Origin of the sequence: Sphingobium lignivorans (genome assembly GCF_014203955.1) — a bacterium.
Lineage (GTDB): Bacteria > Pseudomonadota > Alphaproteobacteria > Sphingomonadales > Sphingomonadaceae > Sphingobium > Sphingobium lignivorans.
In genome coordinates, this window is sequence record NZ_JACHKA010000001.1 from 2,587,451 (window position 1) to 2,602,793 (window position 15,343).

The following is a 15,343-nucleotide window of genomic DNA, read 5'->3' on the forward strand; positions in this document are numbered from 1 at the left end:
ACGCTCAGAACTGATACCGCAGCCCGATCTGGGCAAGCAACGAGATGAAGGATTGCTGCGCCTGGGTATCGATCGAATCGATGCCGATCGCGGCCGAGGCGCTGAGACGCCGCCAGATCATGCGCCGATAGCCGACATTGGCGCCGATATTGGTGACATCGCCGATCCCCGGCGTGCCGGAGTCGAAATAATTGACATAGCCCATGACGTCGAAGGCCGCATCCGAGCCATAGGCCCGCGAGGCGCCCAGCATGGCGAAATAATTCTGGTCGGCAAGCCCGTTGGCCGGCGCCAGCACCGATTGGCCGTCGCTGATGAACTTGCGGTGCGCATAGACCGCCGCCGCGCTGACCGTCCAGGCATCGGCGCGCCGGGCAATCTGCGCCACCACCCCGCGATTGCGGAAGTTCGCGCTGGTGATACCGGTGAGCGTATCCGTGAAGCAGGCGCCGCCCGCCTGCGCATCGCCGAAGGCGCAGCCGGTCAGGTCACCCGAGAAGGGATTGCGCACCACGTAGAAGTCCGTGCCGATATTGGCGAGCGCGCCGTTGAGCGCGCGGCCGAAGCTGTCCACGCTGTCGAACAGCACGACATTCACCGCCGTGTTGCGCCCGCGCCAGGCGAGGCTGCCGGTATAGCTCATCGAGCCGTAGCGATGGCCCACGCGCAGTTCCGCTTCCAGGCGCGGATTGGGGCGCCAGAGCACGCCGGCATCCCAGATGATCCCGTCCTGATCGTAGGAGAGGCGCCGTGGCGACGCCGAATCGGTCACGAAACGGCCATTCTCGTCACGAACCGGCACGCCATTGGCATCGCGCAGGGCATCGCGATTGCTGATCTCGATCTTCTCGTAGCCGACGCCACCGACCAGCGCGACAGTGGGCGAAATCGGCACCGTGATGTCGGCCCGCGCATATTTGTCGTCGAAGCGCTGGTCGAGCTGCGAGGCATCCTCGCGGATCCAGCCCACGCCCACCGACCAGCCCACGGGCAGCACGCCGGGCTGCATCCCCACCGCGGCATTGGCGACATGCAGCCAGCTCTCGTCGAAATAGCCCGCGACCGGCGCGCCGACGGCCGCTGCCGCGCCGAAATCCGTGTCCACCCGGTTGTAGCCGAGGCGATAGGCGCCGGTCACCGTGAGGTCGCCCACCGGCACCGAGAGATTGGGGCCGATATAGGCGGAATAGGTATGCGCCGTGTTCGTCACGTCCGCCAGCGTCGTGTTGGCGCCGATATAGCCATCCGCCCGCACCCGGGTCGCCAGCGCGCCCGCCTCGATGCTGAGCACATTGCGCACCGCGTCGATGCGGCCATTCACGATGCCGCTCAATATGTCCTGGTCGGTCCGCCCGCCGCCCCAGGCGAACTGATGCTCGTAGCGCACATCCGCGCCCAGCGCGGCATTCGCGGTCTCGATCGAGGCCGTGACGCCGGCCGCCACGCTCGTATAGGTGACGACGTCGCCGTCGCCGCCCTTGAGGTTCCAGATCGCCGTCTGGTCCACTTCAAGATAAGGCGAGATGGCGACATTGCGGCGAGACTTCCGGGACTTGCGGTCGCCGCGCCCCTCGCGAGCGGCCGAGGGCGTTGCCGAGCCCCCCTGCCCCGCCGTCACGTCGCTGTCTCCGAGCAGGCCGCCCATTTGCGCCTGCAGCGGCGTTGCGGACATCGCGCAGGCAAGCGCGGCCGCGAGGCCAGCGAGGTTCCCCCGGCACGCAAGCGTCATGACGCGGCCTTTCCGTAGTAGGTGCCGAACTGGCGGCCACTGGACGAGAATTTGACGCCGTTGAGCAGCAGCCGGATCAGGGGGCACTGGCCTATGAGGTTCACGGCATCGCGCAGCGCCGCCTCGCTCGTGCGATCGGCGCGCACGACCATCACGGTCTGGCCGACATGGCGTGCCAGCTCGGAGGCGAGCGAGGCCGCCAGCGCGGGCGGCGAATCGAAGATGACGATACGGCGCGCATTGTCCGCCACCAGCCGGTCCATCACTTGCCGCGTCCGGCCCGAGGCGAGGAATTCCGTATCGTTGCGGACATGGCGCCCGGCCGGCAGCACGCTCAAGGAGGGGACGTCCGTGCGCAGGATCGACTGGCCGATCGGCATCTGCGGATCGACCAGCGCATCCATGAAGCCGGGGCCTTCCGGGAGACCCAGCAATTCGCACAGCTCCGGCTTGCCGAAATCGGCATCGACCAGCAGCACGTCCATGTCCTGCTCGGCGGCCAGCGACATCGCCAGATTGATGGCGCACCAGGTCTTGCCTTCGCCCGGATGCGCGGAATTGACGAGCACGAAGTTGCCGCGTCCCTTGGTGGCGCCGGTTTCGCTGTCGAAGGCGGCGGCGAGGACCCGGCGCTTGACGATGCGGAATTCCTCGCCCGTGCCGGTGATTTCGCCATCCGGCAGGATGATGCCCAGCGCTTCGAGCCGGTCCCGATCGATCGCATGGCGCATGCCGGACCAGACGGGCACCGGCGGCGTCAGCGCCTCGGCCGACTGAAGCGGCGCAGGACCGTCGATGTGCGGCGCTGGGGGCGTGGCCTTGGCGACCGCCGGCTCGGGCAGCGGATCAGCTGCGGCATCGCTCTCTGCGGGAGCCGGCGCCGCCCCGGCACCGGGCACGACGGCGTGAGGCGTGACGCTCTGCAAGGCCGCCGCGAGATCGAAATGGTCGGCGGCGCGCTCAAGCAGCGAGGGCGACTTCCGTTCGGCGGATGGGCCAGTCATGTCCTTCTCGCTCCCGCTCACGCGCTCATGCCGCGCTGGATGAACTCGACGGCGAGCAGGACGAAGCACATCGCCCCCAGCCCCCCGCAACCCGCATAGAACCAGCGGGCGTGCTGCCGGATTCGCTGCGCCCGCGCCGGCGTCTCGACTTCCGAGATGCCGCCGATGACCGGCAGGCCGGTCGCTTTCTCCAGCCGCCCCGTGGTGGGGTAGGTTGTGCGGATCTGGCTGAGCGCGAAGGCGGCGGCAATGCCGGCGCCGATGCCCGCGACCAGCACCGCGAACAGCAGCAGCGGCCGGTTCGGCGAGGCCGGGATCGGCGAAAGCGACGGCGGATCGATGACGCGGAACTTGAAGGCACCGCCTTCGCTCTGCACGTCCCCGCGCAGGCGGACGGCTTCCCGGTCCGCCAGCAGCTTGTCATATTGCTGCTTCACCGCGTCATAGTCGCGATTGAGCCGGTCCTGCTCGGCGGCAAGGCCGGGCTCGTCTATCTGCTTGCGCGTGAGCGCATTGAGATCGCCCTCCAGCTGCGCCTTGCGCGCCTGCAGCGCGGAGACGGTCGAGCCGCGTTCGGCCTGCATCGCCCTCAGCGAGAGATAGGCGGGGTTGGGCGTCCGCGTGCCGCCGGCAGCGCCGCTGCCCAGCTTGCGCAGGGTCTCGATCTGCCGCTTGAGTGCCACCACGTCGGGGTGATTGTCCGTCCAGCCCTGCGCCCGCGCGGAGGCGAGCTGTCCCTCGGCCTGCGCCAGCGCCGAGAGGCCGCCGGTCGGCCCGACCGCCGAGACGATGTCGGCGGGCGTGCCCGCCAGCTGCCCATTGATGCCCGCCAGCGCACTGCGCGCGGAGACCAGTTGCGAGTCGATCTGCGAGACTTCCGCGCGCATCGCCTCGGCCCGGGCACTGATCGATCCGCCGCCGGGCACCGAGCCCAGATGCTGCTGCTCGAAGGCGACGCGCTTCTGCTCGGTGCTCTCCAGCTCCTTCGCGCGCGCCGCGATCTGCGCGTCGAGGAACTTCAGCGAATGGCTGGCATCGGCGATGCCGCCCGCTGCGTTGGTTTCCTGAAAGGCCTGGATGAGCCCCGCCACGACCTGCGCCGCCATACGCGCATTCTCGCCGGCGCCGAGCGCCCGGTCCGACCAGTTGGCGGTGATCTCGAAGAGATTGTCCTGCTGGGAAAGGACCTGCACATTCTGCCGCAGCAGGCCGACTTTCGCGCCGATGTCGCGATCGCTCACCGCCCCGGCGCCCAGATCCGTGTTGCGCACCACACGGTCCAGCACCTCGGCGCTGGTCATCGTCTGGCGCACCTGATCCAGCGCCTTCTGCTGATCGAGCGGCGAGTCGTTGAGGCTGCCGGGCAGCACCGAATCCATCTGCACGAACACCCGCGCGCGCGACTGATAGACATTGGGCACGAGCGCGACGGCAAGCCAGCCCAGCAGGCATACGCCCCACGCGACCGACAGCGCGACCCAGCGCCGCTGCCAGATGCCGTGGAGGATGATCTGCAGTTCTTCGTAAAGATTGTTCATGCCGGTTCGATACCCCCGCGCCGCGCCATGGCGCCGCTCCTAGAACATGCTCTCGGGAATGATGATGACGTCGCCCGGCGCCAGCCGCACGTTGGCGCGGGAATCGCCGCGCTTGAGCAGATCGCCGAGGCGCACCTTATATTCCTTCTGCCGGCCGCTCTCGCGATCGTAGCGGATGAGCCGCGCCCTGTTGCCCGCCGCATATTCCGACAGGCCGCCGACCGCGATCATCGCGTCGAGCAATGTCATATTGGCCCGGTAAGGCAGCGAGGCCGGCTTTTCCGTGGCGCCGACGATGCGGATCTGCTGCGAATAAGTGCCGGCGAAATTGTTGACGATTACCGAGACGATCGGATTCTCGATATATTGCGAGAGCTGGATCTTGATGTCGTCCGCAAGCATGGCGGGCGTCTTGCCCACGGCGGGCATGTCCGAGATGAGCGGCGTAGTGATGCGTCCGTCCGGGCGGACCTGCACTTTCGCGCCCAGCTCCGCATTGCGCCAGACGAAGATCGTCAGCTCGTCGAGCGGACCGATCACATATTCCTCGCCCGGTCCCTCGCTTGTCGAGACGAAGGCGGCCGGCGGCAGCTCGGCGCCCGACGATGCGCCGCCCGCAGCGCATCCGGTCAGGAGCGCAGGCAGGGCGAGGCCCGGCAGCGAAGCCGCGATGAAAGTTCGCTTGAAGCGCATGCAGATCACTTTCTCTTCAACACCGCAAGGAAGCGGAACCGCGCGCGCAAGGGCCCGAGGCGCCGCTGCCCGCAGGCTCCGGCTATGTCGAAAAACCGTGAAGATAGCGTTAGGAATGCCGACGGGCGCCCAGCCCCTGGCGCCGCTCAGTCCTCCACCAGCAATTCCATGGCCGGCGCATGCCCCAGAAAGGCGGACGGACTGGCGCTGGCGCCATAGGCCCCCGCGAGGAAAACCGCCACCAGATCGCCCGGCTCCACCGGCGGCAGGGCAAGGGAATCGCCCAGTCGATCGAGCGGCGTGCACAGGCAGCCGACGACCGTGAGAGGCTCGGCGCAGATCGGCCCATCGAAGCGATTGGCAATCGCGAGCGGATAATTGCGCCGCACCACCGTGCCGAAATTGCCGCTCGCCGCAAGCTGGTGATGCAGCCCCCCGTCGACGACCGCGAACCGCTCGCCATGGCTGATTTTCACGTCCACCACCCGTGTGAGGTAGACGCCCGCCTCCGCGACCAGATAGCGGCCCAGTTCCAGCGCGAAGCGGCTCTCGGCAAGAATGGCGGGTCGGCTTTCCAGCGTCTCGCCCAGCGCCGTGCCGATCAGGCCGATGTCGAGGGGCATGTCGCCGGGGAAGTAGGGGACGCCGAAGCCACCCCCCAGATTGACCAGCGGCGGGGACGCGCCGACCTCTTCGGAGAGGCGCGCGGCAAGCGCGACAGTCTGGGACTGGGCCGCGATGATCGCCTCTGCATCGAGCGACTGGGAGCCTGCGAAGATGTGCCAGCCCCGCCAGAGCGCGCCCTGCGCGATCACATGGCGGGCCAGCGCCGCCGCCCTCCCGGCATCCACGCCGAAGGGCCGGGCGCCGCCCCCCATGCGCATGCCCGATCCCTTGAGTTCGAAATCCGGGTTGACCCGCACCGCGAGGCGCGGCCGCACGCCAAGCCGCTGGCCGATGGCAAGGGCGCGCGCCGCTTCCCCTTCCGATTCCAGATTGATGGCGACGCCCGCCGCAATGGCCGCTTCCAGTTCCCGGTCCTGCTTGCCGGGCCCGGCAAAGCTGATCCGGCCGCCCGCGACATGGGCGCCCAGCGCCAGCGACAGCTCGCCCGAGGACGCGATGTCGAAGCCGTCCACCAACCCTGCCATCAATGCGAGCAGCGGCGGGAAGGGATTGGCCTTCATGGCATAATGGAGATCGACACCGCGAGGCATGGCCTCCCGCAGCGCCGCGATGCGCGCGCGGATCATCCCGGCATCATAAGCGAACAGCGGCGTCTCACCCGTCTCGTCGACCAGCGCCGCCGCGCCGCGCCCGCCAATCAGCAGCATGCCCTGCTCGCTGTGGAAGCCGGGCGGGATCGGGCCCATCGGCTTCACTTTCATGGTCATGCCCCTTCCCCTCCCTGCGCCAGGGCGGCCAGCGCCACACGGTCTATCTTGCCGTTCGGATTACGCGGCATCGCTTCGAGACGAAGGATGTCCGCCGGTTGCATGAAGGTCGGCAGGAGCTGCCGCAAGGCGCCGCGAACCCGGTCCACGAGCGCCGCCTGATCGTCTGCGCACAGCGAAGCCTCGCCGCGCAGGAATAGCACGATCGCCTGCCCCAGCCGCGCATCCGGTCGCCCCAACGCGCAGGCTTCCGCCACGCCCGAGACGGCGAGCGCTGCGTCCTCGATCTCGCTGGGGCTGATGCGATTGCCCGCGCTCTTGATCATGGCATCGCCCCGGCCGACAAAGCGCAGCAGCCCGTCGCGATCCCGCACCACCGTGTCGCCGGACCACACCGCCATGCCCCCATAACGCGAGGTCGCCGGTGCGGGACGGAAGCGCTCCGCCGTACGCGCCGCGTCGCGCCAGTAGCCCTGCGCCACCAGAGGACCGCAATGGACCAACTCGCCCGGCTCCTCGTCCGCCGCGAGCGTGCCATCCGGCCGCACCACCAGCACTTCCGCGTCCGGGATCGCGCGGCCGATGCTGTCGGGATGGTCCGCCAGCATGGCAGGGGGCAGGAATGTCGAGCGGAAAGCCTCGGTCAGCCCATACATCGCGACGATGTCCACCCCGGGGAACGTCTCGCGCAGCCGGGCGATGAGCGGCCGGGTCAGCGCGCCGCCGCTGTTGGTGATCCTGCGCAGCGATCGCTCCGCTTCGGCCGGCCATGCCGTCTCGACAAGCTGCGTCCAGAGCGGCGGCACGCCCGCCAGCGTGGTGATCCGATGGGTCCCGATGGCCTTCACCACCTCGCGCGGCAGCAGATAATCCAGCGGCACGACGCAGCCGCCCGCCCACCATGTGGAGAGGAGCTGGTTCTGGCCGTAATCGAAGCTGAGCGGAAGCACGGCGAGCGTGCGATCCTCCGCCGCAAGGCCGAGATAAGTGGCCACGGCCCGCGCACCGATCATGAGATTGGCGTGGCTCAGCATCACGCCCTTGGGGCGCCCCGTCGAACCGGACGTATAGAGGATCTCGACAAGCCGCTCGGGCGGCGCATCGCCGGGCGGCAAGGCAGGCGCGCCGTCCCGGTCCATGACGGCTTCCACGGCGCTCTCCTCCGCGATGACGAGGCCCGGCGGCGTATCCCCGGCTTCCAGCGTCGCGAGGCGGGCCGGCGCCGAGACAAGCATCGCGGCCTCGCTGTCGGCCAGGATATGCGCCACCTGCGCGCGCCTGAGCAGCGGATTGACCGGCACATAGACGAGCCCCGCCCGCGCCACTGCGAGCGGCAGGACCACCGTCGCCACGCCTTTCGGCAGCCAGGCGGCGATCCGGCTCCCGCCGGGGAAGCCCTGTGCCGCCAACCAGTGCGCGAGCCGGCCGGTCATGGCGTCCAGCCCGGCATAGTCGATCACGCCGAATTTCCCGGCCAGCGCGGGTGCATCGGGCCGTCCGCGACGGGGAAGATGGTCGAGAGGTGGGATCATCGCTGGCCCATTAACATGATCGATGGACTTTTGGGGATAGGTGTCGCGCGGAACCGCGCCATGACGAACGACACCATCCATGTGAGCCTCTTCAGCAGCTTCGCGCAGGCGCGGGCGGCGGCGGGCGGCGCATTGGACGGAGCGGCCCAGCCCGGCCCGTTCGACCGGCTCGGCTGGTTCGAGGCGCTCCACGCCAGCGCCTTTCCCGAGGCCACGCCCCTTATCCTGTGCGCGAGGGCCGGGCCCGCGATGGCATGGCTCTTCCTGACCGGCGGACAAGACGGCCCAGTCGACGGCATCACCAACTGGTACAGCTTCCTGTTCCGCCCGCAGTTCGTGAACGCCCCTCTGCGGGAGACCCGGCTGCGCCTGCTGAGCGCGCTTGCCGCCCGGCTGCGCGGCGTCACCCCGCATCTGCGCTTCCATCCGATCACGGACGAGGGAGGGACCGACCGGGCCTTGCTGAGCGATGCCCTCCGGACCGCAGGCTGGCGCGTGATCCCCCGCGTGATGGCCCATAAGCGGATGCTCCATCTCGCCCCCGGCATGCGGTTCGATGCCTATTGGGCCGCCCGTCCGGGCTCGCTCCGCTCCACCTTCCGGCGCAAGGCGAGGCAGCGTCCGGTCGCGGTGGACATCCATCACAGGCTGGATGAGGGCCTCTGGTCCGTCTTCGAGTCGGTGTTCGCCGCCAGCTGGAAGCCCGAGGGAGACGACTTCGCTTTCCTTCGCGCCTTCGCGCAGGCGGAAGCGGACGGCGGCCGGCTGCGGCTCGGCGTGGCATGGCTGGACGGCGCACCCGCCGCCGTGGAATTATGGACCATCGAGCAGGGCTGCGCCTATATTCACAAGCTCGCTTTCGATGAACGCTTCGCCGATGCCTCGCCCGGCACGCAGCTCAGCCACGCCATGTTCCGGCAGGCCATCGATCTCGATCATGCAACCAGCATCGATTTCGGCACTGGCGACAATGGTTACAAGGCCGCCTGGATGCCGGATACCGTGCCCATGTGGCAGATCGATGCCTTCGACCTTCGTCATGCCGCGAGCTGGCGGCCGGCCTTCGCCACATGGCTTTCGGCCCTGTCCCAGCCCACCGGCAGCCATGCACGCCAGAGCAGCCCGGCCAGCGGCCGGCGTGCGGCACTGGAAGCGGGCTGGCCTCCCATGAGCGCGAGCGGTTCGGCGCTTTTCAAAGCGGCTGGAAGCCGCTAGGGGCGCCGCCATGCGCATGAACGAGACCAGCGGCACGACGCACGCCCGGGATTCCATGGCCGATACCGCATTGCGCCGCTCGCTTGCCGAGGCACTGGGGCTGGACGAGGCGCGCGTGGCCGCCTTCGATGCGCAAACCCCTCTGTTCGGCGCGCTGCCGGAGCTCGACTCCATGGCGGTCGCCACTTTGCTCACGGACCTCGAGGACCGGCTTTCCATCATCATCGACGATGATGATATCGATATGGAAAGCTTCGAGACCTTCGGCGGCCTGCACGCCCTTCTGGCCCGCAAACTCGACGCAAAACTGGGCTGAATATAAGCCACGCCAGGCAATGCCCCGGGACCGGCAACGCGCCCTACCCCCTTCGCGCCTATACGAATGCATAAATTGCAATCGCCATTCCGGCTTTTGCGGTTGCTGATTCATTCGCAATGCAACAATTTCACACTGCAAAACAAAACAGGATGCTGGACGGCTCTTTTGTCAACCTCACAAAGGAGTTTGTTCGTGAAAACTCTCTCTATCGCCGCAACGGCACTCTCTCTTTCGCTCGTTTCTCCCGCACTTGCGAACGACGAACCCGTCAAGTTCGTCCATGACGGCGTCAGCTACGTCTACAGCGTCAAGGCAATCGGCGAGACCAAGCGCGTCATCACCGGCCGTGCCACCCCCGGCTCGTCGTTCCGTCTGGTCGTCTCGGGCGATCAGGTGACCGGCACCGCCAATGGCATTCCGGTCGCCTTCAGTGTTGCGGAAGCCAAGGGCCAGGCCACGCCGAGCGTCACCGTCGCATCGCGCGCGGACTGATCGGACCGAGCCAGAACTCAGAAGGGCTGATCTGTCCTGGAATGTCCGGACAGATCAGCCCTTTTTTCATGTCCGCAGCTTTTCGCATAAGCCCGAGCGGCAGGCGCCGCACCGGCGAAAGCACGGAAATATAGGCGTTTCCCTGCCATGGGCATGCGGCGACCCATCGCCGCCGTACCCCGCGTTCGCGCCTCAGGGAGCGCCGCGAAACTGTCCGGCTAATCACTTGGTCGCCCAGACCCGGATCTCGCCCGCCAGCGCTTGAGCGCGCCGCCCGGCCAGGGGCTCAGGCGTGGGCCATTGCCTCGAAATCCGCTTCGGCCAGGAAGCGCTCCGCATCCAGGGCAGCCATGCATCCCATCCCCGCTGCCGTGACGGCCTGGCGATAGACCTTGTCGGTCACGTCGCCTGCCGCGAACACGCCGGGAATGCTGGTCCGGCTGGTGCCTTTCTCCACAACCAGATAGCCCTCGTCCAACGGCAGCTTGCCGTCGAACAGCTCGGTCGCGGGCTTGTGCCCGATGGCGACGAAGGCCCCGTCGGCCTTTTCGTGGCTCTTCTCTCCGGTCACCGTGTCGACCAGATCGACGCCGACAAGCCCTTCCGGATCGCCCTCGCCGACGAAGCGCTCGACGGCCTTGTTCCACAGCACCTTGATGTTCGGATGCGCGAACAGGCGATCCTGCAGGATCTTCTCGGCCCGCAGCGAATCGCGGCGATGGATCAGCGTCACGTCATGGCTGTGATTGGTGAGATAAAGCGCTTCCTCGACGGCGGTGTTCCCGCCACCGATCACCACCACCTTCTTGCCGCGATAGAAGAAGCCGTCGCAGGTCGCGCAGGCCGAAACGCCTTTGCCCTGCAGCAGATGTTCGCTTTCGAGCCCCAGCCACTTGGCCTGCGCGCCGGTCGCGATGACCAGCGTGTCGCCATAATATTCGGTGCCGCCGTCACCGGTCAGCTTGAAGGGACGGCGGGACAGATCGACGTCGACAATCTGGTCGTACATCATCTGCGCGCCGACATGCTCGGCTTGCGCCTGCATCTCTTCCATCAGCCACGGCCCCTGGATGACATCGCGGAACCCCGGATAATTCTCGACGTCCGTGGTGATCGTGAGCTGGCCGCCCGGCTGGATTCCCTGCACGACGATCGGTGCCATGCCGGCACGCGCGGCATAGATGGCGGCCGAAAGGCCGGCCGGGCCGGACCCGAGGATGATCATGCGGGAACTGTGCGTGGCGGTCATATCGGGATCGACTCTTTCTGCTGGAGCTGGATAGCGCTTCCGATCCGCTGGAGAGCGGGCGGGACAGGCCTGCACTTAGGAAATTCCGTCATAATCGCAAGAGGCGCCCGGCTGGCCGGTCATCTCCGCGCCGCTTGTCTATGCCGGCCAGCCCGCGCCTCCAAATCGATCCTTCAAATATCTCTGACCGACGGAGATCGTTTTCCAAGCCCGTGCGGCACGCGTATCCTCCGCTCATCCTTCAGAACAAGGCGAGAGGAGTCAGCCATGGATGCCAAGACAAGCGGAAGTCCCCTGAGTGACCCGTCCAAGGAACCGGCAGCGCTGCGCAATCTGCTGGGCCGCACAAACCGGGACTGGTGGCCCAACCAGCTCTCGCTCGATATTCTGCAGCAAAACGCGCTCAGCGGTAATCCGATGGGCGATGACTTCGACTATGCAAAGGAATTCCAGGCGATCGACTATCAGGCGCTCAAGAGAGACCTGACAGCTCTGATGACCGACAGCCAGCCCTGGTGGCCGGCGGACTATGGCCATTACGGCCCCTTCTTCATTCGCATGGCCTGGCACAGCGCCGGCACCTATCGCACCGGCGACGGACGCGGCGGCGCCTCCTCGGGCTCGCAGCGCTTCGCCCCGCTCAACAGCTGGCCGGACAATGCCAATCTCGACAAGGCGCGGCGCCTGTTATGGCCGATCAAGCAGAAATATGGACGGCAGCTCTCCTGGGCGGACCTCCTGATCCTGGCCGGCAATGTGGCCATCGAATCGATGGGCGGACCGGTCTTCGGCTTCGGCGGGGGACGCGAGGACGTCTACGAGCCGGCCAAGGACATCTACTGGGGCACCGAGGAAGAGTGGCTGGGCGAAACCCGCATCGAGGAGGAGTCGGGCCGTGCGCTGGAAAATCCCCTCGCCGCGATCCAGATGGGCCTCATCTACGTCAATCCCGAAGGTCCGGGCGGCAAGCCCGACCCGCTGCTCTCCGCCCGCGACATCCGCGAGACCTTTGCCCGCATGGCCATGAACGATGAGGAAACCGTCGCGCTGACCGCGGGCGGCCACACCTTCGGGAAGTGCCATGGGGCCGGCGATGCGTCCAAGGTGGGGCTGGAGCCGGAGGGCGCGGACATCGCCATGCAGGGGCTTGGCTGGCAGAGCGGTCATGGCAGCGGAATGGGCGACGACACCATCACCAGCGGGCTGGAAGGCGCCTGGACGCCCACGCCCATCCGCTGGTCCATGAACTATTTCCGCATGCTGCTCGACTATGATTATGAGCTGGTGAAGAGCCCGGCGGGCGCCTGGCAATGGCAGCCGATCAACCAGAAGCCGGAAGACATGGCACCGGGCGCCCACAATCCCGACAAGCGCCTGCCCACGATGATGACGACGGCAGACATGGCCTTCAAGATGGACCCGGACTATCGCAAGATTTCCGAGCGCTTCTATGCCGACCCCGCTCTGTTCGCCGATGCCTTCGCTCGCGCATGGTTCAAGCTCACCCATCGCGACATGGGACCGAAGGCCCGTTATCTGGGGCCCGAGGTGCCGGACGAGGATCTGATCTGGCAGGACCCCGTGCCCGCCGGCTCACCACTGAGCGACGCCGACATTGCGACGCTCAAGGCTCGGATCGCCAGCTCTGGCCTCAGCATCGGCCAGCTGGTAAAAACGGCCTGGGCATCGGCAGCGACGTTCCGCGGATCAGACAAGCGCGGCGGCGCCAATGGTGCGCGCATCCGTCTGGCGCCGCAAAAGGACTGGGCCGTCAACGAGCCGGCCGAGCTGGCAAAGGTGCTGACGGTCTATGAGGACATCAAGGCTGGCTTCGATGGCACGGTGAGCACGGCGGATCTGATCGTGCTTGGCGGCTCCGTCGGCATCGAGCAGGCGGCGAGAGCTGCGGGTCATGACGTGACCGTGCCCTTCACCTCCGGGCGGGGCGATGCCACGCAGGAACAGACCGATGCGCACAGCTTCGAGCCGCTCGAACCCAAGGCCGAGGGCTTCCGCAATTATCTCTCGACCCGGTTCAGCGTCCCCACCGAGGAGCTTCTGATCGACCGCGCCCAGCTTCTGGGGCTGAGCGCCCCGGAAATGACCGTGCTGGTCGGCGGGCTGCGCGTGCTGGGGGCGAACCATGGCAACACGCCGCATGGCGTCCTGACCGACCGCCCCGGACAGCTGACCAACGACTTCTTCGTGAACCTGCTGGACATGGGCACGGCCTGGAAGCAGGTCGATGATCGCGGCGATGAAGTGTTCGTCGGCACGGACCGCGCCACCGACGAAGAACGCTGGACCGCGACTCGCACCGATCTGGTGTTCGGCTCCAACTCGCAGCTGCGGGCACTCACCGAAGTCTATGCCGCGGCTGACGCGGGCGAGAAATTCGTCGCCGACTTCGTGAAGGCCTGGACCAAGGTGATGAATGCCGATCGCTTCGACCTGGCAGCCTGACGGTCGCGCAGGGCCGCTCCCGTGCGGCACTGGCGTCTCCCCCTCGCTCCCGTGGCGAGGGGGAGGAGGTCAGTCAATCAGGGAAGGCAGGGAATCGAATCCGGCCTTGAGGACCGCGCCCCACTCGCTGGAAATCTGCGAAAATTCAGGGTCGTTCGCCTCGATCCTGCGGCGCAGGCTGAATTTATAGCTGTCGCGCGGAATGATGCTGAGATCGAGCGGCATGCCGACCGACAGATTGGACCGCAAGGTCGAGTCCATCGACACGCAGACGGCCTTCGCGGCATCGGACAGCGAAGTGTTCGGCCGGATCATCCGGTCCAGGATCGGCTTGCCATATTTGTGCTCGCCGATCTGGAAGAACGGCGTATCCGCCGTCGCCTCGATGAAATTGCCCTCGGAATAAACCATGTAGAGACGCAGCTTGCCGCCCTTGCGCTGGCCGCAGACAAGAATGGAGGCGCCGAGCGAGACATTGCTCGCGCTCATGCCGGTGCGCATTTCCTTCTGCACGGTCTTCATGGCATCACCGACGAGATGCGCGGCCCGATGCATGGTCGCGCAATTGAGCAATGTCTCGATCTCCGGATCCTCCACGGAATCCTTCATGGCGCGCGAAAGCTTGGTGCGGACTTCCTGCGTGACGGACAGGTTCCCCGAGCAAAGAAGGGCAATCGCCCGCTCGCCGGGCTTTTCGTAAGTGAAGGTCTTGCGGAACATGCCGATATTATCGAGCCCCGCATTGGTCCTCGTATCCGAGAGCATCACGAGGCCGGCCTCGACCCGCAAGGCCACGCAATAGGTCATTGAACTTCCCTTCTTCCGCTCTCCCGCCGGCATGGGCAGCCGGCAGGACCGCGACTCACTGCTGCGTCTGCGCCTGTGCGGCGTCGTCCGGCGGCAGACTGGCAATCAGAACGTCATGCGACAATTTGGTTTCAGCCACCGGCAGCATGACACCGCGAATTGGTGCAGCATCTGCGGCATCAAGGCCACAGCAAAGGCGGACATGGCCTTCCACCGGGCAATGGCCAAGCGCAGGATCAAAGCCGATCCAGCCCAGCCCCTCCACGAAGGCCTCAGCCCATGCATGCGGATCGTGCTCGCCATCCGGCCGCTCGGGATCGCGCAGATAGCCCACGACATAGCGCGCCGGAATGCCGAGGCTGCGCGCTGCCGCAATGAAGATGTGGGACTGGTCCTGGCATACGCCGGCCCGCTGGGCGAACGCCTCGGCGGCCACGGTATCGACAGTCGTGCTGTCCGCGCGCCAGGCGATGTCCTCGTGCACAAGCTGGCAAAGGGCGTGGAGGCTGGCAAGCGGGCCATCGGGACTGCGCGCCCGCTCCGCGAACGCCGCGATCGCCTCGTCCGCCGCGGTCAGCGGCGTTGGCCGCAGGAACAGGCGGGGCCGCAATTCGCCGCCGCTCGGCTTGAGCACGCCGGCCGTGTCGCTCGTGCGCACTGTCCCTTCCGCGAGGATGACGACCGATTCGATCCTGCCCGGCGCGCGCCACACCGCCTCGGCATCGCCATGCCCGTTGCTTATCCAGCGCTCGACAGGCTCTCCATTGACGCTGACTGCCCAGCGCTCGACCACCTGCGCATTGCTGCTTGCGGGCGCAAGACACAGGCGCATGACCACGCCTGCCGCCGGCTCGGCATAATCATATCGGGTTTCGTGACGGATGCTGATCCGCATAATGTCGTCGTCT

13 protein-coding genes are annotated in these 15,343 nt (G+C 66.9%); 4 read left to right on the plus strand and 9 right to left on the minus strand.

The genetic code is table 11. From position 1 onward, the window contains the following. Positions 1-4: 4 nt before the first annotated feature. The 6 genes from HNP60_RS11990 to HNP60_RS12015 form a co-directional block, all read right to left on the minus strand. Positions 5-1,729, minus strand: coding sequence for a hypothetical protein (locus HNP60_RS11990; RefSeq protein ID WP_184154015.1), 1,725 nt, complete (start codon positions 1,727-1,729; stop codon positions 5-7). After that, entirely contained in the window at positions 1,726-2,733 is a 1,008-nt protein-coding gene (locus HNP60_RS11995; RefSeq protein WP_221414702.1) for an AAA family ATPase, read from the minus strand. Before HNP60_RS11995 ends, HNP60_RS11990 begins: the two co-directional genes overlap by 4 nt. Before the next feature lie 17 nt (positions 2,734-2,750). Then, a complete protein-coding gene (locus HNP60_RS12000) occupies positions 2,751-4,271 on the minus strand; it encodes an XrtA system polysaccharide chain length determinant (RefSeq protein WP_184154021.1) in 1,521 nt (506 codons plus the stop codon). A 39-nt stretch (positions 4,272-4,310) separates the two neighbouring features. Continuing rightward, on the minus strand, positions 4,311-4,964 hold the full coding sequence (locus tag HNP60_RS12005; protein WP_184154024.1) for an XrtA/PEP-CTERM system exopolysaccharide export protein: 654 nt from the start codon (positions 4,962-4,964) through the stop codon (positions 4,311-4,313). A 146-nt stretch (positions 4,965-5,110) separates the two neighbouring features. Further along, entirely contained in the window at positions 5,111-6,346 is a 1,236-nt protein-coding gene (locus HNP60_RS12010; protein ID WP_184157023.1) for a pyridoxal-dependent decarboxylase, exosortase A system-associated, read from the minus strand. A gap of 8 nt (positions 6,347-6,354) precedes the next feature. Continuing rightward, the gene (locus HNP60_RS12015; protein WP_184154027.1) at positions 6,355-7,890 is read right to left on the minus strand and encodes an AMP-binding protein; all 1,536 of its coding nucleotides are present in this window, start codon (positions 7,888-7,890) and stop codon (positions 6,355-6,357) included. 60 nt (positions 7,891-7,950) lie between these two features. Here HNP60_RS12015 and HNP60_RS12020 point away from each other — a divergent pair, with 60 nt between their 5' ends. The 3 genes from HNP60_RS12020 to HNP60_RS12030 all read left to right on the plus strand — a co-directional run bounded on the left by HNP60_RS12020 (position 7,951) and on the right by HNP60_RS12030 (position 9,916). Then, on the plus strand, positions 7,951-9,105 hold the full coding sequence (locus HNP60_RS12020) for a GNAT family N-acetyltransferase (RefSeq protein ID WP_184154030.1): 1,155 nt from the start codon (positions 7,951-7,953) through the stop codon (positions 9,103-9,105). Between the two features lie 16 nt (positions 9,106-9,121). Then, the gene (locus tag HNP60_RS12025) at positions 9,122-9,421 is read left to right on the plus strand and encodes a phosphopantetheine-binding protein (protein WP_260394860.1); all 300 of its coding nucleotides are present in this window, start codon (positions 9,122-9,124) and stop codon (positions 9,419-9,421) included. Positions 9,422-9,616: 195 nt separating this feature from the next. Next, positions 9,617-9,916 carry a hypothetical protein gene (locus HNP60_RS12030; RefSeq protein ID WP_070098790.1) on the plus strand — a complete coding sequence of 100 codons (300 nt, stop codon included), beginning with the start codon at positions 9,617-9,619 and terminating at the stop codon, positions 9,914-9,916. A 286-nt stretch (positions 9,917-10,202) separates the two neighbouring features. On the opposite strand, the gene trxB is transcribed toward HNP60_RS12030, so the two are convergent. Then, the gene (gene trxB / locus HNP60_RS12035) at positions 10,203-11,165 is read right to left on the minus strand and encodes a thioredoxin-disulfide reductase (protein ID WP_184154033.1); all 963 of its coding nucleotides are present in this window, start codon (positions 11,163-11,165) and stop codon (positions 10,203-10,205) included. A 267-nt stretch (positions 11,166-11,432) separates the two neighbouring features. On the opposite strand from trxB, the gene katG reads away from it, so the two are divergent. Then, the gene (gene katG / locus HNP60_RS12040; RefSeq protein ID WP_184154036.1) at positions 11,433-13,628 is read left to right on the plus strand and encodes a catalase/peroxidase HPI; all 2,196 of its coding nucleotides are present in this window, start codon (positions 11,433-11,435) and stop codon (positions 13,626-13,628) included. A gap of 69 nt (positions 13,629-13,697) precedes the next feature. Here the strand turns inward: katG and HNP60_RS12045 are convergent, their stop codons facing one another. Continuing rightward, positions 13,698-14,435: a proteasome-type protease gene (locus tag HNP60_RS12045; RefSeq protein WP_184154039.1), complete on the minus strand. Its 738-nt coding sequence runs from the start codon at positions 14,433-14,435 to the stop codon at positions 13,698-13,700. Between the two features lie 55 nt (positions 14,436-14,490). Then, positions 14,491-15,330 (minus strand): transglutaminase family protein, encoded by an 840-nt coding sequence (locus HNP60_RS12050; RefSeq protein ID WP_184154042.1) that lies wholly within the window; start codon positions 15,328-15,330, stop codon positions 14,491-14,493. Positions 15,331-15,343 lie beyond the last annotated feature (13 nt).